At 60.1% G+C, this 22,431-nt stretch carries 20 protein-coding genes, 2 tRNA genes and 2 pseudogenes; 14 read left to right on the plus strand and 10 right to left on the minus strand.

Annotated features, from left to right (window positions below; genetic code table 11):
- Positions 1-49: 49 nt before the first annotated feature.
- Positions 50-2,080, minus strand: a complete 2,031-nt coding sequence (gene rpoD / locus IPF36_RS24400) for an RNA polymerase sigma factor RpoD (RefSeq protein ID WP_195430940.1) — start codon at positions 2,078-2,080, stop codon at positions 50-52.
- A gap of 275 nt (positions 2,081-2,355) precedes the next feature.
- On the opposite strand from rpoD, the gene IPF36_RS24405 reads away from it, so the two are divergent.
- Together IPF36_RS24405 and IPF36_RS24410 are read left to right on the plus strand one after the other, a co-directional pair.
- On the plus strand, positions 2,356-2,625 hold the full coding sequence (locus tag IPF36_RS24405) for a type II toxin-antitoxin system ParD family antitoxin (RefSeq protein WP_011154086.1): 270 nt from the start codon (positions 2,356-2,358) through the stop codon (positions 2,623-2,625).
- Positions 2,622-2,927: a type II toxin-antitoxin system RelE/ParE family toxin gene (locus IPF36_RS24410; RefSeq protein ID WP_218959696.1), complete on the plus strand. Its 306-nt coding sequence runs from the start codon at positions 2,622-2,624 to the stop codon at positions 2,925-2,927. Before IPF36_RS24405 ends, IPF36_RS24410 begins: the two co-directional genes overlap by 4 nt.
- Positions 2,928-3,260: 333 nt before the next feature.
- On the opposite strand, the gene IPF36_RS24415 is transcribed toward IPF36_RS24410, so the two are convergent.
- The 3 genes from IPF36_RS24415 to IPF36_RS24425 all read right to left on the minus strand — a co-directional run bounded on the left by IPF36_RS24415 (position 3,261) and on the right by IPF36_RS24425 (position 7,602).
- Entirely contained in the window at positions 3,261-3,689 is a 429-nt protein-coding gene (locus tag IPF36_RS24415) for a hypothetical protein (protein ID WP_195430943.1), read from the minus strand.
- Positions 3,690-3,873: 184 nt separating this feature from the next.
- Entirely contained in the window at positions 3,874-4,905 is a 1,032-nt protein-coding gene (locus tag IPF36_RS24420; RefSeq protein WP_195430946.1) for a hypothetical protein, read from the minus strand.
- Between the two features lie 18 nt (positions 4,906-4,923).
- The gene (locus IPF36_RS24425; RefSeq protein WP_195430950.1) at positions 4,924-7,602 is read right to left on the minus strand and encodes a DEAD/DEAH box helicase; all 2,679 of its coding nucleotides are present in this window, start codon (positions 7,600-7,602) and stop codon (positions 4,924-4,926) included.
- A gap of 681 nt (positions 7,603-8,283) precedes the next feature.
- On the opposite strand from IPF36_RS24425, the gene IPF36_RS24430 reads away from it, so the two are divergent.
- The 3 genes from IPF36_RS24430 to IPF36_RS24440 all read left to right on the plus strand — a co-directional run bounded on the left by IPF36_RS24430 (position 8,284) and on the right by IPF36_RS24440 (position 9,790).
- Positions 8,284-8,742 (plus strand): fumarate hydratase, encoded by a 459-nt coding sequence (locus IPF36_RS24430; RefSeq protein WP_195430953.1) that lies wholly within the window; start codon positions 8,284-8,286, stop codon positions 8,740-8,742.
- A gap of 210 nt (positions 8,743-8,952) precedes the next feature.
- Entirely contained in the window at positions 8,953-9,450 is a 498-nt protein-coding gene (locus IPF36_RS24435; protein ID WP_195430996.1) for a hypothetical protein, read from the plus strand.
- 252 nt (positions 9,451-9,702) lie between these two features.
- Positions 9,703-9,790: transfer RNA gene (locus IPF36_RS24440), tRNA-Ile, on the plus strand.
- 111 nt (positions 9,791-9,901) lie between these two features.
- Here IPF36_RS24440 and IPF36_RS24445 read toward each other — a convergent pair.
- Positions 9,902-10,111 (minus strand): hypothetical protein, encoded by a 210-nt coding sequence (locus tag IPF36_RS24445; protein WP_368671191.1) that lies wholly within the window; start codon positions 10,109-10,111, stop codon positions 9,902-9,904.
- Between the two features lie 133 nt (positions 10,112-10,244).
- Here IPF36_RS24445 and IPF36_RS24450 point away from each other — a divergent pair.
- The 3 genes from IPF36_RS24450 (at position 10,245) to IPF36_RS24460 (ending at position 11,389) form a co-directional block, all read left to right on the plus strand.
- A tRNA-Leu gene (locus tag IPF36_RS24450) sits at positions 10,245-10,329 on the plus strand.
- 17 nt (positions 10,330-10,346) lie between these two features.
- Entirely contained in the window at positions 10,347-10,955 is a 609-nt protein-coding gene (locus IPF36_RS24455) for a PolC-type DNA polymerase III (protein WP_195430956.1), read from the plus strand.
- Positions 10,956-11,080: 125 nt separating this feature from the next.
- Entirely contained in the window at positions 11,081-11,389 is a 309-nt protein-coding gene (locus IPF36_RS24460) for an H-NS family nucleoid-associated regulatory protein (RefSeq protein ID WP_195430959.1), read from the plus strand.
- 1,063 nt (positions 11,390-12,452) lie between these two features.
- Here the strand turns inward: IPF36_RS24460 and IPF36_RS24465 are convergent.
- Positions 12,453-12,725 carry an XRE family transcriptional regulator gene (locus IPF36_RS24465; RefSeq protein ID WP_195430962.1) on the minus strand — a complete coding sequence of 91 codons (273 nt, stop codon included), beginning with the start codon at positions 12,723-12,725 and terminating at the stop codon, positions 12,453-12,455.
- Between the two features lie 828 nt (positions 12,726-13,553).
- Between IPF36_RS24465 and IPF36_RS24470 the strand changes: the two genes are divergently transcribed.
- Positions 13,554-13,868: an H-NS family nucleoid-associated regulatory protein gene (locus IPF36_RS24470; protein ID WP_195430964.1), complete on the plus strand. Its 315-nt coding sequence runs from the start codon at positions 13,554-13,556 to the stop codon at positions 13,866-13,868.
- A 682-nt stretch (positions 13,869-14,550) separates the two neighbouring features.
- Here IPF36_RS24470 and IPF36_RS24475 read toward each other — a convergent pair.
- Positions 14,551-14,874, minus strand: a pseudogene (locus tag IPF36_RS24475) (DNA polymerase Y family protein); the annotation flags it as partial.
- 48 nt (positions 14,875-14,922) lie between these two features.
- On the opposite strand from IPF36_RS24475, the gene IPF36_RS24480 reads away from it, so the two are divergent.
- On the plus strand, positions 14,923-15,552 hold the full coding sequence (locus IPF36_RS24480) for a DUF6088 family protein (RefSeq protein WP_255519891.1): 630 nt from the start codon (positions 14,923-14,925) through the stop codon (positions 15,550-15,552).
- A complete protein-coding gene (locus IPF36_RS24485) occupies positions 15,545-16,582 on the plus strand; it encodes a nucleotidyl transferase AbiEii/AbiGii toxin family protein (RefSeq protein ID WP_195430967.1) in 1,038 nt (345 codons plus the stop codon). Before IPF36_RS24480 ends, IPF36_RS24485 begins: the two co-directional genes overlap by 8 nt.
- A 74-nt stretch (positions 16,583-16,656) precedes the next feature.
- On the opposite strand, the gene IPF36_RS24490 is transcribed toward IPF36_RS24485, so the two are convergent.
- The 3 genes from IPF36_RS24490 to IPF36_RS24500 all read right to left on the minus strand — a co-directional run bounded on the left by IPF36_RS24490 (position 16,657) and on the right by IPF36_RS24500 (position 18,262).
- Positions 16,657-17,187, minus strand: a complete 531-nt coding sequence (locus tag IPF36_RS24490; protein ID WP_195430970.1) for a hypothetical protein — start codon at positions 17,185-17,187, stop codon at positions 16,657-16,659.
- Positions 17,188-17,694: 507 nt separating this feature from the next.
- Complete coding sequence (locus IPF36_RS24495; RefSeq protein ID WP_195430972.1) at positions 17,695-17,979, minus strand: type II toxin-antitoxin system RelE/ParE family toxin; 285 nt, start codon at positions 17,977-17,979, stop codon at positions 17,695-17,697.
- A complete protein-coding gene (locus IPF36_RS24500; RefSeq protein WP_022540171.1) occupies positions 17,966-18,262 on the minus strand; it encodes a type II toxin-antitoxin system RelB/DinJ family antitoxin in 297 nt (98 codons plus the stop codon). Before IPF36_RS24500 ends, IPF36_RS24495 begins: the two co-directional genes overlap by 14 nt.
- Positions 18,263-18,556: 294 nt before the next feature.
- Here IPF36_RS24500 and IPF36_RS24505 point away from each other — a divergent pair, with 294 nt between their 5' ends.
- The 3 genes and pseudogenes from IPF36_RS24505 to IPF36_RS24515 all read left to right on the plus strand — a co-directional run bounded on the left by IPF36_RS24505 (position 18,557) and on the right by IPF36_RS24515 (position 22,406).
- Positions 18,557-19,957, plus strand: coding sequence for an ISNCY family transposase (locus tag IPF36_RS24505; RefSeq protein WP_195430975.1), 1,401 nt, complete (start codon positions 18,557-18,559; stop codon positions 19,955-19,957).
- 408 nt (positions 19,958-20,365) lie between these two features.
- Positions 20,366-20,785 (plus strand): annotated as a pseudogene (locus tag IPF36_RS35150) (plasmid pRiA4b ORF-3 family protein); the annotation flags it as partial.
- Positions 20,786-21,008: 223 nt separating this feature from the next.
- Positions 21,009-22,406 carry an ISKra4 family transposase gene (locus IPF36_RS24515; protein ID WP_195430978.1) on the plus strand — a complete coding sequence of 466 codons (1,398 nt, stop codon included), beginning with the start codon at positions 21,009-21,011 and terminating at the stop codon, positions 22,404-22,406.
- The last annotated feature ends 25 nt before the right edge of the window (positions 22,407-22,431 follow it).

A 22,431-nucleotide genomic window follows, 5' to 3' on the forward strand; every position in this document is an offset into this window, starting at 1 on the left:
TGGGTCTGGAGCAGGGCGTGGAAAGGGGGCGCGTTCTCCTCGCCTTTGCTCACTGCTCAAGAAAGGGCCTCAACTTGTCAGCGCGACTGGGATGCATCAGTTTGCGCATCGCCTTGATCTCAATCTGACGAATCCGCTCGCGGGTCACGTCGAACTGCTTGCTGACCTCTTCAAGCGTCCGATCAGAGGTCGTATCGAGCCCGAATCGCATCCGCAGGACCTTGGCCTCGCGCGGCGATAACCCGTCGAGCGCTTCATCGATCGCGGCGCGCATGTTCGCGTGAATCGCGGCCTCAGCCGGTGAACTCGCAGAGACATCCTCAATCATGTCACCGAGCGTCGCGTCGGCGTCGTCGCCCACAGGGGTCTCGAGCGAGACAGGTTGCCTTGCGCTCCTGAGGATATTGCGCACTTTTTCCTCGGACATCTCCATGCGCTCGGCGAGGACGGAAGGATGCGCTTCCTGTCCCGTCTGTTGCAGGAATTCGCGCGAAATCCGATTCAGCTTGTTGATCATCTCGATCATGTGGACCGGCACACGAATGGTCCGCGCCTGATCGGCAAGCGCACGCGAGACAGCCTGCCGGACCCACCAAGTGGCGTACGTCGAAAACTTCCAGCCGCGCCGGTATTCGAACTTGTCCACCGCCTTCATCAGGCCGATATTGCCTTCCTGGATTAGATCCAGGAACTGCATGCCGCGGTTCATGTATTTCTTGGCAATGGAAATGACAAGACGAAGATTCGCTTCGATCAGCTCTCGCTTGGCCTGCCGCATTTTTAACTCTGCGGCACTCATCTGGCGGTTGATCCGCTTGAGCTGCTGGAGCGACAGCGAGACCCTGGCCTCGATGTCGATGAGTTTCTGCTGGCCGGCCCGAATGGCCGGCAGATGTCGCTCGAGCGCCGCGCCAAACTGCCGCGAAGTCGCCGCCATGTGGCTGGCCCATTCAAGGTCGGTCTCGTGGCCCGGGAACGACTCGACAAACGCCTCGCGCGGCATGCCGCAACGGTCGACGGCGATCTCCAGGATGCTGCGCTCGATCGCACGAACCTCGGTAACCTGTTCGTGCACAGTGGCACACAGGCGGTCGATAGTCTTGGCCGTAAAGCGGATCAGTCCTAGTTCGCGCTGGATCTCCGAGCGCAGTTGCGCAACGGCTGCGAAACGGGCTTTCCCAGTAACGGGTGCATCCGGCAACTGCTCGAACAGTACACGCACGCGCGCGAAAATCGCAAGACTGTCGATTGTGAGTTGTTCGAGGCGGGCTGCGTTCGCTTTCTCCGGATCCACGGTGTCCGTTTCAGCGTCATCACCGTCCGGGTCATCGTCGGGGGCGTCTGCTTCCACTTGAACGTCATCGGACTTTAGCGCCATTTCGCTTTCGTTCACGGCGTCGCTGATGCCATCGACCAGTTCGTCGATACGCAGTTCGCCGGCAACGATGCGGTCCACATCGGCAAGAATCGTGGCCACGACTGACGGACACGCGGCGATCGCCTGAATCATGTCCTGCAGGCCGCCTTCGATGCGTTTTGCGATCTCGATTTCGCCGGCGCGAGTCAGCAGTTCACTGGCGCCCATTTCGCGCATGTACATCCGAACCGGATCAGTAGTGCGGCCGAATTCGGAATCGACGGTCGACAGTGCAGCTTCCGCTTCCTCGTCCGCCTGATCGTCGGATGCCGCGGCAGGCGCGGCGTCGCTTAACAGGAGCGTCTCCGCGTCCGGCGTCTGCTCGTACACGGCCACCCCCATGTCGCTGAACGTGCTGACGATCGTCTCCATCGCCGCAGTTTGCGTAAAGTTGTCGGGCAGGTGGTCGTTGATGTCCGAGTGGGTGAGATAGCCGCGCTCACGGCCAAGCGCGATCAGCGCGCGCATCTGGCGTTGACGCTCCTCATCCTGGCGCGCCATGGACGCGATGTCCAGCGGTGTTGCGACCGCCTGGATCTTTCCTTTTGGAGAGCGGCGGCCGGTCTTTGACGTGACCGCGATTGTGCGGGATGCTGAATCGTCGCGAACTGGATTAGCCAATACACTCTCCTCGACAAGTTGGCCGACGATCGTCGCGGGCATGACGGCTGGTCAAGCCTGTCGGGGTGCGAACGAAATCGTGGAATGACGCACGGACAGTCGAGGCCTGAATGCCTCTCGCGAAATCCGGTGTGCGCACAATGGGGGGATGCTAGATAATACCAGCCGACGTTGTGCAGCGCAACATGCGGTGGCTACGGCGTCGCTGGTACTTCTTTCTGCACTTTTCATCTGGAATTTGATAACTATTATCAAGGGCGGTACACTTCATGACACCGGTGTACGCCCTGCGCCGGCCCCGTCTGAAGAGGACCAATATGATCAGTGCCGACCTTGGACAGCAACTTGAGCGCTACGTGACTGAACTTGTCGCCTCGGGCCGCTATGGCTCTAAGAGCGAAGTACTTCGCGAAGGCGTACGTCTGATTCAGGACCGTGAAGCGCAACTGATGGCGCTGGACGCGGCGCTCGCGCAAAGCCTGGCTGAGGCGGACGCGGGCCGCGGCACCGACGCAGCCACCGTGTTCGACCGCCTCGAAGCCAAGTATCGCGCCGCGGCAGGCAGAACACCCGGGCACGGCGCATGATCGTCGTTCGCCTGACGCCGCTGGCCGAGGCCGAACTCGAAGCCATCGCCGACTACATTGCCCGCGACAACCCGCGCCGCGCGCTCTCCTTCGTACAGGAGTTGCGCGACCGGTGCCTGTCGCTCGCAGACATGCCGCTTGCCTTCCCGCTGGTCCCTCGCTATGAGGACCGAGGCGTCCGGCACCGAGTACACGGCAACTACCAGATCTTCTACCGCGTGGTGGGCGATCCGCCTGAGCGAATCGACGTGCTGCACGTGCTGCACAGCGCCCGCAACTATGCCGCGCTGCTGTTCAACTAAGGCGGCCCGCCAGAGTACGGCGGTAGACATTCGAGGTCGCGTCGCTTTGGCAGCCCGACGACTTAGGTATCAAAGTGGAGGGCGGTGCGCCTGATTGATTCTGCCTCGATCACGAAGCGCTCCGCGTGAACGCAGCCAAATTTGAACGTGACGCCCATACTGAGGAATTTTGCCGGTAGCAGGGCGGTTATGTGGAAGGGGGGAGGGTGAGACGTCGGTCGGCGCCACCGGCATCTCAGTCGGCCGTCGAAGCGCAGACGCTCGAAACGGCAGCAAAGTCGAAATGCGCGGCGGGCCCCTTACGGCCGGACATTGCGGCATGTCTATGCCGCGCTATGACTCCAGAATCTCCAGGCCGCTTTCGACACACCATTGCCTCAGCGCTCTTTCGGTCGAGTCGGCTTCAAACGAATACCAGAGCTCGAGAATGCCATTGCGCTCCAGCAAGTCCTTGAAGCGCGCGTAAGCGCCTTGTCGTCGGAAGAATTCTTCCACCTGCTCGCAACACTCAGGTAACTCCTGTGCAACAAATTGGAGGACGAGACTTCGCCCAAGACCGAGCTCGTTCTTATGCGGTATCGCAAGGTAGCGGTCCGAGGTTTCAAGGTCGTCAGGAACCTCCTCGTCGAAGGTGTCGTTGAACTCAGAAGTCCAATAGACTTTGCCCGTATCGAGTGAGACATACGCGTTGTGCTCCATCGGCGCCGCGTAGCTCACGAAGTCGAACGCCATGGAAAGATCGTCGTATTTGACTGCGACCATGCCTGTACTCCCATGGGTTGCGAGTTGAACGGCCCAGCGATATTCGGTGACAGCCGGACATCGGTCTTCGTCAAGGGCCGATGCATGATGATGGTACCGCAGCGCTCATCGCGGCCCGAAGACCCAGCTCCATGGTCATCCACCGACCGTTGACGACTGCTTCCATGCGAGATGGAATCGGCGTTTAGCGGGACGTCCCCTTTACCGGTCGAGTACTGGCGCGCTTTCTTGTTGCAGCCTCTTTCGGGGTTGCAGGCGATGTCGCCAAGTTTGCTTTACCGGCAACAACGGTGCCTGATGCTGATCTACGTGGCCCAGCAGATGCCTTGACTGATGACTTCCTTGTTTCCGATTGATTGTCCTCCGCAATCTTCGCGTTCGCAGGTGGCTTGCGCGTTGTCGAGACGGCCGACTTGACCGACTTGGTCGCCTTCTTCGCTGTCACCTTAGCTGCCGGTGGCTTGTCACGTCCGACAGCAGGCTTCGGCGGTGGGCTAGCGTCGGCCATCTCGAGGCCAAACACATCGGCCACCAGGGCGTCGTCGAGTACCCTGCTGGTGGCGGGTCGCTTTGTGGATTTGGGCAGGCCAGCGCCTGCCTGCCTGACGAGATCATTGGCATCGACGCGGCGCAGGGCGAAGAGCAATTCCGGCTGTTGGTCGAGCCGCGCGCCGATACCGTAGAGTACGGCAGAAATGTGCTTGCACATTGACGCCCAGTCCGGACAACTGCAACTGAACCTGATTTCTTCCGGTACCGGGAAAAGACCGCTGCGAGGTTTGCAGATGCGCTCCATCACGGCTGACGAGAGCTTGCCCTGCAAGAGTTCCACGATCGAATCGATCGACCCCGCGCAATCGGCGCCGATCGCTCGCCATTGCTTTGCAGGACACGCCGTCACGGACACAGCGACCGTGTACAGACTCGAACCCATTACCTGCGCGCGGACTTCGCCTGCCGTAATCTGAAGGTCGATTACTGAACCGTTGCGCACATAGGTACGGCCGCGCGGCAGGCGGTTGGCATAGTCGCTGTAGCTTTCCAGGTTGTCGCACCAGGCCTTGCCCCAGAAGGTCTTGGCGATGGCACCGCGGTATGACGCGATTGGCGACAGCACCGAACCAGCCTTCTTCGCCTTCTCGGCGGCCCGTTCAGCCTTTTTCCTGCGCTCGGCGACTGAGACATAGGGCTTCCATCCCCCGTAACCGTAACCCATTCCGATCCCTCTTGACGATCAGTTTTCTTGCGCGGCATGAACGTCGAGCTTCACGAGATCGAGCAATTCACGGTCGCTCATCTCGGTAAGCAGGAGTTCTGCGCCACCTTCCAACACATCCTTCACCAATTGCTGCTTCGCTTCAATCAACTGATCGATACGGTCCTCGATCGTGCCACGGCAGATAAACTTATGCACCAGGACGTTCCGCCGCTGGCCGATACGAAATGCACGATCAGTCGCCTGGTTTTCCACGGCCGGGTTCCACCAGCGGTCGTAATGGATTACATGCGACGCGGCGGTAAGGTTCAGACCTGCCCCACCGGCCTTGAGCGAGAGCACGAAGAACGGTGTCAGCTCATCTTCCTGGAATCGCTTGACCAGTTCGCGGCGCTTGGCTACCGGGGTGCCGCCATGAAGCACCAGCCCTTCGCGGCCAAAGACCGAACCCAGAAATGCCGCCAGCGGCTCAGTGGTCTCGCGGAACTGGGTGAATACCAGCACCTTTTCCTGCTTCGCGGCAATGACTTCGGCCAGTTGGCGCAGGCGGGCGAACTTGCCGCTGTCTTCCGCCTTCCAGGCGGCGTCGCCCAACCATTGCGACGGATGGTTGCAGATCTGTTTGAAGCGCATCAGGAAGCTCAGCACTACCCCCTTGCGACCGATGCCTTCGGCATCTTCAAGCGCAACAGCCAGATCCTTCACCGCACGCTGATACAGTGCCGCCTGGCTCGGGCTCAGGTGGCACCAGGCCTTGAGCTCGGTCTTGTCCGGAAGGTCGTCGATTATCCGCTTGTCGGTCTTCAGGCGGCGCAGGATGTAGGGCCGCACGAGCGTTCGCAGCGGACCGAAGTGCTCGGCCTTCGCCAGCCGCCTGGTAAAGTTGGCAAAGACCTTGTCTGAGCCCAGCAAACCGGGGTGGGTGAAATCGAAGATGGACCACAGATCGGACAGGCGGTTTTCCACAGGAGTTCCGGTCAGCGCGATGCGCGATTGCGCCTGCAGCTGCTTGACCTGTCGCGTTTGCTTGGCGCCCGGATTCTTGATCGCCTGTGCTTCGTCGACAATGGCAACGCGCCATCGGAAGGCCCCCAGGATCGGCTGGCGAAGAAGCGAGCCAAAGCTGGTGATGACGAGATCGATGTCCGCAAGTCGCGCGGGGTCCAGCGCACGCAATTCGGCCGCCGGCATGACCGACGGATGGGCGATCAGTAGGCGCAAGCCGGGGGCAAAGCGCTCGGCCTCGGCCGCCCAGTTGGCCAGCAGCGATGCTGGGGCGACCAGCAGGCTGGGCCGCGCCTCGGCACTTTCGCGCTTCAGCACGAGCAGAAGCGAGAGCACCTGCATGGTCTTGCCCAGGCCCATGTCGTCCGCCAGGCAAGCGCCCAGGCCGAGCCGGGTGAGCAGGTACAACCACCGCACGCCGGCCTGTTGGTAGGGCCGCAGGGTGGCCTTGAGTTCCGGTCCCGGGCTGATCTGCGCCAACCCCTCCGGCTGACGCAACTCCTGCAGGATGTCGGCCAGCCACGGCCCTGCAACAAGCTGCGACCAGTCGCGGTCAGCGGGGTCGGCGCTATCGTCAAGCGAAACACCCGCCAGAAGGCGTAAGGCCTCATTGAAAGGCAGGCCGCTTTGCGCCGCCTTTTCCATGGCCTCGAATCGCTTCATGAGGCGACTGAGCTTTTTCTTATCCACCTCGACCCAGCGACCACGGATGAGTTGCAAGCCGTCGGCGCCTTTGAGCAGGTCCCTGACCTCGGAGGCGCTGAGACGCTCGCCGTCGAGGGAGACCTCCATGCTAAAGTCCAGCAGCGCGTCTTTGCCCAAGAGCGAGGGCGGGCGTGCTCCGACGCTAGCTTTCACAACGGGACGAGCAGGGCGGCCCGCCTGCCAGACGCCCGGCATGCGTACGACAATCCCGGCGGCTTCGAGTTTGGACAGGTCCGAGAGAAGGCGATGGGCATCGAGCGGCGTCCAGCGCAGCGGATGGTATATCTCGCCGGTATCCACCATTTCGCGAAGCCAATCGCAATGTTCCGCGGCGCGCTGCACCGGCAGCAGTAATGACAGGAGCTGCGCCTTGCTCCTGACTCCGGAGAATTCCGCCAGGGCCTGTGACAGTGGCTGATGTTGCGCTTTACCATGGGCCGACAGACGCGAGGTGTAAGTCGCAAGGAAGGCGAACGGTGACTCCGGGTCCTTGCGGTTCTCAGCAAGGTTGAAATGCACGCGGCCGACGAGATTCCAGGCCGGGTGACGCAGCTTGAGGAAATCCTGAAGCGAGACGTTTGCAGTTGCCAGTTCCTGGTGCAAGGCAGTATCGATCTCGCCCCACAACGTGCCCAGCACCTCTGGCGTCAGATACTCGCCGCCCGTCATCGGCGGTGCATCGCCAATCATGGCATCGAAATCCTTGGCAGCAGGCGTTGCGACCGCGATCTCGCCGCCTTCGGGCGTGGCGCACAAGGCGGTGACATAGCGCGCCGCAAAATCACGCCACCAGGCCCATGCAGGGGGCAAAATGCGACCGATTTCGGCCGTTCCCAGGTGCAGCAGGCCATGCCCCGCGCCAAGCGCAAACGAACTCCCAAGCCGCTGTCGCGTTTCATCTGCCAAGATTGGCGCGGCGTCCTCCGGTACTGCAAGTAGGTGCCCGCCGGGCGTCAGGTGTGGCACGAGAATGTCGGGAGCAGTCACAGGCGCCCGTTCCAATCGCACTGTTGCAGCCAGCGCTGAAGCTGCAGGTTGTCAAGGGAAGCGGCTGAGAAATCAATCAGCAGGCCCTCCGGCCTAGGTTGAACAGGGCGAATCTTCGATTGCCTCTGGACCGACCGAATCCTCGGCTCGACCAACCGTCCGGGGTAGGCCTGTCCGCTGCGTTGCACATGTCTTGTGAACTGTCTTTTCATCTGACTGTAGGACAACCTGATTAAATTCGCTCCCGGCTTCGCTGCCAGCTGACCAACCTTCAACTTTGTGACGGTCTCCCGCGAACTGCCGAATTTTGCCAAGAGAAATATGACTTTCCGTGAAAGGGTACCAAAACCTCAGTCCCACGAGGTGGGATGTCGATGGCGACCGCGCGGCGAAAATCAGCTGGCGCGCTTGTCACAAAAGACGAAATAGTGAGGGTGTCCCGAATGGCCGAATCGCTTCGAAGGCGACTGACGGGGCGAATGGCAACCGCCTCAGCGGAGCCGACCGTTCGAGCGTCTGGAGATGGGCAGCGGCTGCCGTTGAACGCGGCGGAGTAGGGCAACTCGGCTGCCCTTGGCTGCGCCGGCCGAGTCCGTCGCAAGGCAATGAAGAGATAGGCCTCTATTAGGCAGGCACACGTACGGTTATACTCCGCGCTTCACAACCAACGGGTAATCCATAATGGTCGCTGCAACGAAAACAACGAAGGTCAGTGCAGTCTCGAAGAACAAGTCTGCCGCCAAGAAGGTGGCCGTGCCAACGAAAAAGGCCAGCGTGCTCGCGCGTGAGGCTCTGGCAGCGAAAAAGCGCCTGCTGAAGCTGCGCGCCGACACCAAGAAGGCCATTGAGGCAGCAAAGCGCGAAGTTGCGCAGGCAGTGGAAGCCGCAAGGTCCGCGCTTCGCTTCGAGAAGCAAGCCGCAAAGGACAAGCTGGCGGCGAAGAAGGCAAAGACTGCGGGCGCCAAGAAGGCCACTGGCAAAGCAGCCGCCACGAAGGCGGCCCCGAAAAAGGCTGTGACCGGTAGCAAAGCCTCTGCAAAAGCTGCGCCGAAAAAGGCCGCAGTGAAAGCCGTGACGAAGAAGCGGACTCCCGCAAAGAAAGTGGATCCGACCGTAGCGACACCCGAAGTTTCGGCGTGATCTTGGCCTCGGCCGGTACGGCACGTCGCCGACCGGTCGATGACCGAAGCTGGACGCACAGCTTGCGCCCAGCCTGCTCGGCTGAACCGTGCATCGAGCCCTGAGCTCAGCCAATCGCAGCCGACATCGATCGATCAACCGTTTTTTTCCGCCTGGGTCATAGTGGATGAGGCATGGAATATTGCTTCCTTGACCTGTGCGACGAGGTTTATGCACCACACCGACGACTCCCTTTTGGAGCACGAAGCCTCTGCAATCCACGAGCCCCGACTTTGGCGAGACAAGGGCTGGACTGCCCGGGTTATCAAGAACGAGGATGGCGACGGCTGGGCCGTCGAGATGATCCGGGATGGCAGCGCCGAGCCGGCGCTTGTTAGTCCCTGGACCATGGGTCGAAACAAGGTCGATCCGAAGCCGCTCGATGCCACGGCCCACCAGACGCTGGTCAAGACTGCCGCGGAAGTCATCCGGCGGCATGAGCAGCAACTGCACGCTCAACTCAACAAGCAGTGCAATCTCGAGACCGATTCTGGGACCGTGACCGTCAAGCTCGTCGTCACGCCAGATGAATTCGAGCCCTTCGGTACGCTCACGGCCGCGGATCCCTTCGGTGAAGTGATTGCAAGCGTCAAAGTACCGCCCGACTTTCGCCTGACGCGCGACAGCGTCGCCCGGTGGGCGGCTGCTGGATTTGACAAGATCCGCTGATTCCGCACAAGGCAGAGGCAACTGCCTATCCCCGCAGTTTGCTATCGTAGCGAGGGTGCCTGCATCGATCAACGACAGGTGCGGTTTGAATCTGGCACACAATTCTGTTTCGATGCCTATCCGGCCGAAGCCGCCGCACGGGTTCCTTTGATTGCTCTGCATTTGAACGTAATGCACGTTCACTGCCAACACGCGAGAAGCGGCAATGGCACGTTGTGCGAACATCAGGGTAGAATCTCGCGCGTCGTTACAGGGCCGGACGCCGTGTTGGTTGCAGGCAGCGGACTCATAATCCGCCGGACATATCCCACCGTGGGTTCGAATCCCACCCGGCCCACCAGGTTTGCGCGTACGGTTACTGCTCATTGAGGATGAACTGAGCAGCCGATGCATGTGCCGGGCTGGCTCTGGACAAGCGCCAGCCTCTAGAGCTCGCTGCTTACCTGTCGTCTCATATCATATCGAAAATCCTGGGGAAGACTTCAGTACGCCAGGCAGGTCCACGGAACAAGTCGTAGTGAGTACAGTCGTCAATCGTGACGAGCCGCTTGTCGCGCGAAGATAGGCCTCGGCACAGGTCATGTGCGGCATGAGTCTGCCCGCGGCCGGATATGTCGTCGAGCTCGCCTTCGAAGGGGTGTGCCGAAGTGCGCGTTGCCACATCAGAAAGGTAGGTTAGAATGCGAGGCGTGGAACGATGTCCGCGCAATGGGGCCGAAGCGAAGGCAAACGCCAGCCGCCCCTGTTGTTGAAAGGTCTAAAAGCCCGACGTCAGGCAATATCGTTTCTTCCCAGCCGACGTGGTGAAATTGGTAGACACGCTATCTTGAGGGGGTAGTGGCGAAAGCTGTGCGAGTTCGAGTTTCGCCGTCGGCACCAAAAAACTTAGAAGCAAGATGCAGACGGTTGCGGTTCTGGATTTTGAAACGACGGGATTGTCGCCAAGTCTTGGTGACCGTGCCACGGAAATTGCTGTCATCCTGCTGTGCGACGGCCAGATCGTCGATCGTTATCAAAGCTTGATGAATGCTGGAAGGCATATCCCCTCCCAGGTCGTAAGCCTGACCGGAATAACCAATGACATGATTGCTGATGCGCCTGCTGCATCAACGGTCATGCGTGAAGCGGCCCGGTTTGTCGGCCGACATCCGGTGGTAGCCCACAATGCTGGTTTTGACCGAAGGTTTTGGCAAGCCGAGCTTGGCCTTCTGGACATCGCAGCCAATCAGCACTTCGCGTGTACGATGCTCACTTCCAGGCGTATCTACCCACACGCTCAAAATCACAGGTTGTCGACACTCGTCGATATGCTGGAATTGCCCAAGCCGGGGCGTGCGCACCGAGCGATGGCCGACGCTGAAATGACCTGTCATCTGTGGCATCGACTACAACACGATATCGCTCAAACGTACGGAGTGCGCCAAGTCGATTACGCCCTCATCGCCCGTGTTCAGGCCACCAGCCGCGCTAAGGTTCCAGCGTTTCTTCGTTCGCTAGGCGAGTAGGGCGCCGCGTAGCTGATCCAGACGTAAGCAGACCTGAGTCTGAGCTACCTCTAATAACTGGGTGCCTGCCTAATAGCGACCAAGCGTACCCATTTCTGCGTAGTGAACCAATATAGGAGTCAAGGATGGCAACGTATGAAGAACTGCTGGCGCAGAAGCAAGCATTGGAGGCTCAGATTGAAGAGGCGCGCGCCAATGAGGTCCCGAGCGTCATTGGAAAGATTAGGGAACTGATGCTTCGATATGAGCTCTCTCCGGAAGACATTGCCCCACGGCGCCATCGGGACCGTCCGGCCGGAAGTTCGGATGCTGCTGTGGAAAAGGCACCCCTGCTGCCGAAGTACAGGGATCCCAAGAGCGGAAAAACCTGGTCGGGTCGCGGGCGGATGCCGGCGTGGCTGGGCAAGCGGCCCGAGCGTTTCCTGATCCAGTAGGCTTAAGCGATACACGCGCCTGAGCCGTTGACGGACTAGGGCTCGTCCGTCACGAAGCCTGCACATGTCTGGCCGGTCTTTGGCGGCCGCGTCGACTTAGCTCCACGGCGCTAATATCGCTCGACCAATGCTCCCCGGTAATTGGCGCGAAAAAAGAAAAACCCTCGGCCATTGGTCGAGGGCTATGAGTGTTGACGGGTTGTTCGCAGACCTGTCACGGACATCATCACATTTACGCTCCATGCTGGCCTCCCCCTATTGGTGGGTGACCGAAACCTGCGCATAACGACACCGCAGCATCCTTTCGTCCCGGCGTGGCCAGCTCGGCTGGTGCCGACTGGACAATGTCTACCATCAAGATATTGATGTCCTTCGACGACTGCCGCGCGGGTTACTGCCGTTGCCCTTCCGCCAGCATACAGGCGAGGGCGTACGTAGGCACGGCGTTGCCGACGTGCGGAGATAGACCAAGCTTAGAACAAAGACTTACCGAATGCTTCGGACGGCCTCGAGCATCGAATGTCCTTGGCTTGTCAGGCGGGGATAAGCGTTGCCGCTATCATGCCCATGTTCCATCGTGACCAGTTTGTGAGCCAGCAAGCCGTCCAGTTGGTCAGGTTCTAGATCATCGATATCCGGTGCATCGCCGAGCAGTAGTAATGCAGCGATTTCGTGCGGACTTAGCATAGTGGCCTCCTTTGCCGGGGTCGGAAAATCGGAACCTACGACAGCTGGTCCGTGGATCGAATTCCACGAAGAGTGATGAGAACGGCGATGAACGCCTCGGTGCAAGAGACGCGCGGAGGATGCGCACACCGATCCGCTACCGTAAACTGCTTTGCCAGGCAGGGCAAGCCGAGTCTATGCTGCGTTGCACCAGTGCCAGGCAACGGCCCGCGCGCGTCGAACGCAATGGAAGCAAGTCCTACTAAGTCGCCCGAATCGTCTCAAACTTGCTGATGCGGCGTCGGAGGCAATAGCCATGTGCGACCGCATTCTCAGATGAAAAAATCCAGTAACGCACTTTGCCAGGGCTACAAGGGCTTAGTCGCTGGTCTTCGGATTACTTCGAAGAACACTGCAAGGGCGGGCTTAAACGCTTGAGCCAGCCACGCAGTTCGGCAGCATGAAAGGATTGGAATTTCCCGGAGACCGCCAACAGAAGGTCCGTCTGGGATGTACCAAGGAGGGTAGCGGCCTGCGAAACCGTCAGCCCAGCACCTCGAATCCGGTCGGAGATGTCTTTCACAATGCCCGCCTTGAGCGGGATTTCATCGGCGTCCGCGAAGCCAAGCTGCGCATAAACATTGCTCGTTCCATACTCGAAGCGAAACATGTGGACTCCTCTGTTCGTGGACAACAACGTCTCCCTGCGCCGGTGTGATGGTGGCTGAGGGCGCGATTATTCAGGGAAGGCAATGTGAAGACAACTTCGGGGAAATACCGAGGATCCCCAAGTGCCCCAGTGGCTATTGCTGTCATGACGTCGACACAGAAGGCGCGCCCGTGACTTGCCACCGCAAGATCAAACGGCCGGTCTAGCTGACACGGATCAATCGTGAAGGCATAACAAGCCACTGTCGATCTCGCTTGGCATGCAGTGAAGCGCCCTTGGCCTCCTGATCAAGGCAATTCGACCGCCCGATCCGAATGCGACTGTTCAAACGTGACGATGGACCTTCGATTTTCTGAATGCCTTGCACTTCTGACTTGAGCCGGCCCCTCTCCGCGACATTGTCCTGGTGCCGTGTTCAACTCACGGGAGGCCCGCCACGAGACCCTTGGGGTTCCAGCCGTCAAATCGCCATGTGTTAAACAGGGGTAGGTGCGGTCTGAGGCAAAAAAGCCTTTGGCTATATTCATGGCTCTCCGCCCGATGCCCGTCGGCTTAGCACGAATGCTGCATCCCTGCGATCGACGTCTTGTACCGAGCGTACCCGTTTCTGCGAGTCGGAGGGCAGAGCAAATCGGTACAAGTAGCGACCGCTTTTACTTCAGAACGCCATCCCTATCACTATGTTCTTCGCCTTGACGCGCGCAAAGAGACCACGTTCGAATACAACGCGCCAAATTGCATTCGGGGCCGCTTTAGACAGCGAATACCTTGCACGCCTTCCTTGAAATGCGTATAAGTCAATAGTAATTGGAAAATTGGAGGCAAAAAATGGCAACGTATCAGGAATTGCTGGCGCAGAAACAAGCGTTGGAAGCTCGGATTGAGGAAGCGCGTTCGACTGAGGTCGCAGGCGTCATCGAACAGATTCGCGAGTTGATGGACAGGTATGGCCTGTCGCCGGAAGACGTGGCGCCGCGCCGTCGTCGGGGCCGGCCTGCCGGTGCAGCATCTGCTGGTACGGAGAAAACCCCGCTGCCGCCGAAGTACATGGATCCCAAAACCGGAAAAACCTGGTCGGGTCGGGGCCGGACGCCGGCGTGGCTGGGCAAGCGGCCCGAGCGTTTTCTTATCGAGCAGGCTTGAGTGATGACACGCGCCCGAGCCGTTGACGACAACGGCGGGGCCGTCATGGGGTCTGCCCATGTCTGCTCTCCGGCGATCGGCGCGCAAAAAAGGCGGCTCTCGAGCCAGCAGAGAGCCGCGGAACGTCCATGAAGAAATCGGGTAATGGTTGCTTTACCCGCCCTCAGTATGACCCCGTCGCACCTTGCGAGGCAATCGACCTGCGCAACGGTTGGCCTACGTTCGGCCTTACCAAAAAAGAGCCCGCATACCGAGGGACGGTGAATGCGGGCGGTAGCAGGCTGCCGAGACATCATAGGATTTGCTAAGCAAGTTCTAAATCTGAATTAAACGCCGTTTTACCTCTGATTTCGTCCGAATCCGGCCGCGCACCGAATGAATCACTTTCAAGCTTGAAAGTCACGGCACTATCGGATTGGGGTTCCATAATAATGGCACCTGAAGTGGCTATTACGCCATCTCAATATTGAGATACTCGCGGGCATCCCGAATGGTCCACTGGTCGCCGCTTTTCAACTTGAGAAGCTGGCCCCAAGAAAACGGGCATTGACACCCCGAGCGCAGAGAAGGCGGCTGCGGTCGTCTGCGAGAAGCCGTTACGTAAGTTGTAGTCGACCAGCTTTCGTACCAACGAGGGCTGACTTAGCGCTATGCCTCCGCCAGAGCTGGCAAGCAGCCAAGCCCCTGCGTCAGTGGGAGCGCAGCCCGCGACAGCGCTGAAGCCCATTGATCTGACAGTCGCCAGCATTCGCTGCCGCAGTTTGTGCGCACCGCCGAAGAGTCGCAGCGTGGTGCTGACATCGACAAGGACCGCCGCCGCCTCCTCGAACGCAGCGACATCGGGCGAGAACTGCAGTAGCGCCATGGTGACACGCTCAAGCGCAGCCCGTTCCGCGCAAGTATCTCGATCAAAGAGAATGGTCTGCGGTGCGATCGTCTGCACGCCGCCGCGGCGCATGCCTAGCTTCACGCCGGCCGCCATGGCCATCGGCGACGCCAAGTGCATGCGCTCCTTGACTTGTATGTCAGAAAAAGATACTGTATTTTATGACATATGAACACCAACCTGCCTTCCGTCCCTGACCGTATCATGAGCCGCGCGCGCGCAACCGGGCGTGGCGGCGTTTTCACGCCTACTGATTTTCTGGACGTCGCTGCGCGCGCTGCGGTCGACCAAGCCCTTTCCCGGCTGGTCAAAAGCGGAAATCTCCGCCGGTTGGCGCGGGGCTTGTACGACTTTCCCAAGGTTCACCCCAAGCTTGGTCCGCTTTCTCCCGCGCCCGATGATGTGGCAGCGGCACTAGCCAGGGAAACGGGCTCTCAGGTGCAAATCGACGGTGCACGAGCAGCCAATGCGCTTGGCTTGACAACCCAGGTGCCGGCGAAGAACTCCTATCTAACCAACGGCCCCGCACGCCGTGTCGTGCTGGGCAAGCGTGTGGTCGACTTGCGTCACGCATCGCCAAAGCATCTGATCGCTCCGGGGAGCGCGGTGGGAACCGTCATTCAGGCCCTTCGTCATGTCGGCCCGCTGCGTGCTGCCGAGGTAGTACAGGTCGCCGCCAGCCGCCTGTCGGCCAACGACAAGAGAACACTCGCATCTGCTGCATGCCGGGCACCGGCCTGGATGCAGTCGACGCTGGCCTCGATCGCCGATACGACGTCGGGTGACCTTGATGGATAAGGTCGCCCGACTTCCAGCAGATGACCGGGCGGCCCTCTTTGGCGAGAGCGGTGCCACCCGCGGCGTCGCGAATACCATCATCGAGAAGGACTTTTGGGTCTGTTGGACCTTGAAGCGTCTTTTCGGTTTAAAGCAAGGAGACGCTGCTTCGCTCGTCTTCAAGGGCGGCACGTCTCTTTCCAAAGCGTTCAGCGCCATCCGACGGTTTTCTGAAGACATCGACCTGTCCTTCGATCGGGCAGATCTTGGCTACACCGGCGATCGGGATCCGGAGCAGGACGGAATTAGCAGAAAAAAGTCCAGTCAGCTGATTGAAGACTTGGTGCGGGATGTCGAGCAGCACATCGCCGACAAGCTCCTTCCCGCTCTTCGCGCCGCCATTGCCCAGCAACTGGGCACGCCGACCAAAGGCGAGTGGTCGCTGGTGATCGATACCAACGACGCGCAGACGGTAAACTTCCATTATCCGCCTGCACTGCCTGCGGCCGAATATACGGACATGGCCTACATCACGCCGCGAGTGAAGCTCGAACTCGGAGCGCGCGGCGATCCTTGGCCCACCGAAGAAAAGGTCATTCGCCCTTACGCGGCTGAGGACTATCCCGACTTCTTCGAAAATCCCGACTGCACCGTAACCGTTCTGTCAGCACAGCGTACGTTTTGGGAAAAGGCCACTGCCTTGCATGCGGAGGCACATCGCCCGGCCGACTCGGCGACGCCGCAGTATTTTTCCCGGCATTATTACGACCTCGCGATGCTTCTCTGCACCGAAGAAGGGAACGCGGCCGCTACGGACTTCGACCTTCTGGCACAGGTGGCGAAGCATAAGTTAATCTTCTTCCGATCGAGCTGGTCCAACTATGGGACCGCACGGCCAGGAACACTCCGCCTGATGCCGAGCGCAGCCCGGATCAAAGACCTGCGAACCGATTACAGGGAGATGGCGCCCATGATGTTCGACGAGCAACCGACGGATTTCGACGATATCCTTGCCAGAATTGAAAAATTCGAAAAAGCTACCAATGAATAGTTCAACGTAATCCGCTCCAACCGGGTCGAGTCAAAGAGGTTGGTCTCGGGAAGCCGCTAAGTACTTGCTTCGATTTACCGATGGCAGCCAAGGCGATATTGCTGGTCGCGCAAGCTCCGGTGGCTCTGCTTGAGTTGGTCCATCTGTTGCCACGCATTGATCTGGCGCTGCTGGTTTTCGTTCGCACGGATCTGTGCCTCGATGGTTACGCATTGCCCGTGTATCTGGCGTTGCTCTTGCCCATACTGCGCTTGTAGTTGCGCCTGCTGATTCTGGAATTGCCTCTCGTCTGCGGCACGCATGGCTAAGTATTCTTGCTCCGCCTTGCGAACGTTTTCTGACTTACCGACAGTGGACACGGTGCCGCCCATGGGCGAGGTGATATCTGTGTAGCCGCTGGGACAATACCGTTCCTGAGTGTAGAGAATGCTCTTACCGCTGCGGCATTTCGCAGCGTGAGCAAGGGGCGCGCAGGCAATAGCCAGGGCGATCGCGATGGTTTTGTGCATAGGTTTCGAGCTTGTAGCCATGCCCGTTACCATCTGTTGGCGCGCCTGCAGCGTCAACCCCTCGGAAGGCTTGCCAAGATCGCCGTTAGTTTGCACGATTTTGTTCCTGCCGCTGGACCGCCGGCACGCCGATTGAGCGACGACGGTAACAAAATTGCTTCAAGAATCGCTGCAGCAAATTGTTCCTACGGCCGACGTTTGAAGCCATTTTGTGTCTTGCCCGAACGCGTCGCCAGCCTGGGCTTTGTTGACAGCGAGCGACGACACCGTACAGGATTCGGGTGAGCGAAAGCGAGGACTGCCGTTGTCCGCTGGGCTGTGCCAGTCGGTGTAGCTTGGCACGTTTCCGCCCGTGCGCGTGCTACAGCGAGTCAAACAGGCTTGCCCGCTGGGGCGGGTACAAAATGCTGCAAAGACCGGCAACAAATTTATGCAAACCGACGGCCGTGTTTGCGCGTCCAGGACGACGACGCCAGGCAGCGCTAGTGCTTGGAGGTCCCAGGCGGTCTGTCACGCAAAAGGCTGCCGTGATCGCCGAGGGCAAAGCCGAAGGCGCGTCGCGGCAGGGCGGCGCACCCATTTTTTGGTCAGTTCTCGCCTGGCTCAACCGGGCGACGGCCATTGCTGCGCGGCATGGAGTACCCGCAGGATCCGGATGGTGGTGGCATCCACGGCGTACACGACCAGGTAGTTGGCCGCCACGACCATCTCGCGCGTGCCCGCGACGCGGCCGGATCGGTAGAGCTCGGGGTGTTCCGGCAGCCGTGCCGCTTTCGCTTCGAGGTCGTCCTTCAGGCTCTGGGCCGCATCCGGATTCTCATCCGAGATGTAGTCAACGATGGCGAGAAGATCGGCCCTGGCCCACCGCGTCCATTCAACCGCGCGCACGGCGTTTGCGGTCGATCAGCGCCTGAACGTCATCCATGACCTGGTCATGTGGGAGCGGCGGGGCCGGGTCGGTCAGCGCTTGCTGGACCTTGGCGCGGAACCAAGCATCATAGGTCTCGGGATCCGTCGTCAGACCGGGCGGCAGCCCGCCCTCCTTGGCGATCCGTGTCAACAGGATGCGAACTGCGTCGGACACGGTTAGCCCGACGCTGGCGAGGTTTTGCGTGGCCCGGGCTTTCAGGTCGTCGTCCACGCGGATGTGCAGCATTGAAGTATGCGCCATGGAAATCTCCTATGCTTTGACCTACATTATGCATCTCAATTGAGATACAACCAAGGTGGTAAGCGCAGGACCGTGGTATCCGCATGCGCCACGCCACGTTCAGCGAGTCGTTGTCCGGGTCGTTGGCGTACAATGCCTAAATGTGATGCATACTTAACATAATGCCTATTATGCGAACAGTTGGTGTAGCGGCAAAGTTGTAATGTCCGGTTCTAGCAAAGTTGAAATGTCCGCCTGAGGCGCTGCCCATGGTATTCAGCCTGCCCGGTTGAATGCAATGGAGGATGTCCGGGGATGGCGGGAACCGAGGTCATTACAGTAAGCATGCGTGAGTTAGACAGGCTCAAGACCGTCCAGGCGGTCGTGGATGGTCAGTTGCGGCCCGGGGTGGCTGCCGAACGGTTGGAGATCACGGACCGGCAATTCCGGCGGCTGCTGGAGCGCTATAGGCAAGAAGGCTCATCCGGGCTGGTTTCTCGCCGGCGCGGTCGCCCCAGCAACAATCGCCTGCCGGCAGACCGCGAATCCGTGGCCCTTAGCCTGATTCGGGAACACTACGCCGACTTTGGTCCAACGCTCGCGGCTGAGAAGCTGCGAGAGCGCCATGGGCTCACGTTGTCCAAGGAAACGATCCGCCGACTAATGACGGTGGCCGGCCTGTGGGTGCCGCGCAATCAGCGCCCGCCGAAGGTCTACCAGCCTCGTAACCGGCGCGCCTGCTATGGCGAACTGATCCAGATCGACGGCAGCGATCACCGCTGGTTCGAGGAGCGCGCCCCAGCCTGGACGCTGCTGGTTTACGTCGACGACGCCACCAGCCGGATCATGGAACTGCGCTTCACTCATTCGGAATCCACGTTCACATACTTTGCGGCGACGCGCGCCTATCTGGAGCGCCACGGCAAGCCGGTGGCGTTTTACAGCGACAAGGCCAGCGTTTTTCGGGTCAACAAGAAAGGAGCAACCAGTGGCGACGGCCACACCCAGTTTGCGCGGGCCTTGTTCGAGCTGAACATCGAAGGTATCTGCGCCAACAGCAGCCAGGCTAAGGGCCGCGTGGAACGGACTCACCTGACCCTGCAGGACCGATTGGTCAAGGAGCTGCGCCTGCGTGGCATCAGCACGATGGAGGCAGCCAATGCCTTCATGGCGGAATTCATCGTCGACTATAACGCGCGCTTTGCCAAGGCGCCGCGCAATGACCACAACGCCCATCGGCCGCTGCGACCAGACGAGAACCTGGATCTCATCTTCGCGTGGCGCGAGCCGCGGTGTGTGTCCAAGAGCCTGACGATTCAGTACGACAAGATGCTCTACCTGCTGGCGGATACGCCAGAGCATCGGAAACTGGCCGGTCGCTATATCGATGTCTATCACTATCCGGACGGCAGAATCGAGCCACGCGCAAATGGCGCCGCCCTGCCCTACACGATTTACGATCGGCTCTCGGAAGTGGATCAAGGCGCGATCGTTGATAACAAGCGCCTGGGGCACGTATTGCAATTAGCGCAATACGTTCAGGAGAAGCGCGACAACACGCGGTCACTCTCTGTGCCTGGCACGGAGGGGGCTCCCCGCAAGCGTGGACGACCGCCCGGCAAGAAGTCGCAGCGCTCGCTGGGCCAGAACGATATGTTGGAAGCGCTGCAACGGTTGCAGCAGCAGCCGTGGCCGCTTAACGGAACTGAGAATTGATTTCAGCTTGACACCTGGAAATTCAAATCCGCCCTGCTGGCATGACGGCCTCACCCTGATCACAACTCTGCCGCTTCAGGCCAGCACCACCGCCCTACGGGAACCCCAAAAAAGACAGAACAAACAAGCTGGACAGACACCGGACAACCGGACATTTCAACTTTGCTGGTACCCGGACATTTCAACTTTGCCTAGACATTGTAACAAGCACAAGAAAATGCGCGCATGCCTCAGAACACCTTACCCGGCAAAACACAGTCGAGCCGTGCGCGCCGGCCGCGCGGGACGGTTGAAATGGGTGTTGAACACCGAACCGAGAACCGCTTGCCTCACGTGGAGAGCGCGCCAAAACGGGGGCTGACGGCCGGACCGCTACTGAGAGGCCAGTGAGGCACCTACAATGCGCGCATGGCTTCCGATCCTGGGCCGGCGATCTCCGTCCTCCAACTTCGAATTGCTCTGCGCGGCCTGAGCCCGCCGGTTTGGCGGCGCGTCCTCGTTCCCGAGCACTTGACGCTCGGGCGATTGCACCATGTCATCCAGGTCGTCATGGGCTGGGCCGACGAACATCTGCACACGTTCAGTATTCGTGGCAGGCGTTACGGCGAAGCTCAGGAGGGCGTCTTGCAGTTCTGCACAGTCGCCAGCGAACTGCCGCTGACCGCGTTTCATCTCCGAGAACACGAAGGCTTCGTCTATGTGTATGACTTCAACGCGTGGTGGCGCCACGAGATACGCATCGAGCGGCGTATGCTGCGGCAACAGCCTGGCCAGTTGCCCCGTTGCGTGGCGGGTTGCGGGCCATGCCCGCCCGAGGACATGGGCGGAATCGAGAGGTATCTGGAGGCCAGGGACGAACACAGTGAATATGAGTTCGTCGATTGGCTTGAGTCGCTGCGCGAAGGGCCAATCGTGCTGGAAGACCTGCGCGACGAGGTCGATAGGTGGCTGATTTGGCTGGATCGTCGCTTTGATCGTCGGATCGTCAATGATCGGTTGCGAGCTCGAGGGGTAGACTGGTCGCCGCAGCTTCCAAGGGAGGAGGGCGGCCATGCGTATCAGCTTGCAACTCGTCGTGCAGGGCGATGGAGGCGCGCCAGCCACCGTCACCGAAATAGCCCAGTTCGAGAGAGATGGCCTGGATGTGGGCTCGGTGGGGCTGCATCTGGAGGAGGCGAAATCATTGCTGGGTCGGCTGCAGCGCACGATGGTCACGGCACAGGTTGCCGAGGTAGTTGCCCGGACCAGCGTTTGTCCCACATGCGGGGCGCAGCTGGCGTGCAAGGGCCACCATCACTTGGTTTTCCGTAGCGCGTTCGGACGGCTGTCGATTGACAGTCCGAGGCTGTACCCCTGCCGGCAGTGCCAGGGCGACGCACCTAGCTTCAGTCCGGTCGCTAACTGCTTGCCTGAGCGGGTCAGTCCAGAACTGCAGTATCTCGAGGTGAAGTTTGCAGCATTGATGTCATATGGTCTGACCGTCAACGTCCTGCAGGAAGTATTGCCGCTCGATCATGTACTGGCAGCCAGCTCAATCCGGCGCCAGGTCACCAAGCTCGGTCGCCGGCTGGAAGCGGAGCAGGCCACCGACGCGCGGCAGCAGGCGGAGGTGGAGGCGAGCGTCCGGCCGCCCGAGATCCCCGAGCCCAGTCCCGTCCGCGCGGTTGGCATTGACGGCGGCTTCCTTCGGCGGGCCGGACACCGGCGCCGCCAGGACGGCTGGTTTGAAGTGATTGTCGGGAAGTCCCTGCGAGATCAGGATGGCGGGCATAGTTTTGCCTACGTGCACAAGTTGGAGCGCCGACCGGCCGATCGTATGTGGAACTTCCTGCTACGAGAAGGTGTGCAACCCAGTCAGCCGGTCACCTTTCTGTCGGACGGCGGGGATACCGTACGGTTTGCCCAACTCGGCTTTGGTGACCGCGGTGAGTACGTTCTCGATTGGTTCCACATCGCCATGCGGGTACAGAACCTCGAACAGATGATCAAGGGCCGGCCGGCCCATAGCGATGGCCCCAGCAACGCGGAATTGATCAAGGCGCTGCATGGCTCCAAGTGGCACCTGTGGCACGGCTGCCCATATCCGGCGTTGCGCCGACTGGAAAGCCTGGGCTGGGATCTGGACGCTGAGGCCAGCCCCGAGGAGGCCAAACTCCTTGGCAAGCTCGAGGAGTTCATTGTCTACTTGGACAACAACCGGCATTTCATCGTGAACTACGGTGACCGCTATCGGCATGGCGAGCCCATTGCCTCAGGTTTTGTCGAGTCGGCCGTCAACCAGGTGGTCAGCAAGCGGTTCGTCAAACGGCAGCAGATGGCCTGGCGGCCTCGGCACGCGCACAACCTGCTGCAAATCCGGACGGCCGTGCTCAATAACCAGCTCCGGTCTTACGTTGAGCGATGGTATCCGTCCATCGCAGGAGAAGAAGGCCACCGCCTTGCCGCTTAGTCAGCCCCCGGTTTGGCGCGGTCTC

It is taken from the genome of Cupriavidus sp. IK-TO18, assembly GCF_015549295.1.
Taxonomy (GTDB): Bacteria; Pseudomonadota; Gammaproteobacteria; order Burkholderiales; family Burkholderiaceae; genus Cupriavidus; species Cupriavidus oxalaticus_A.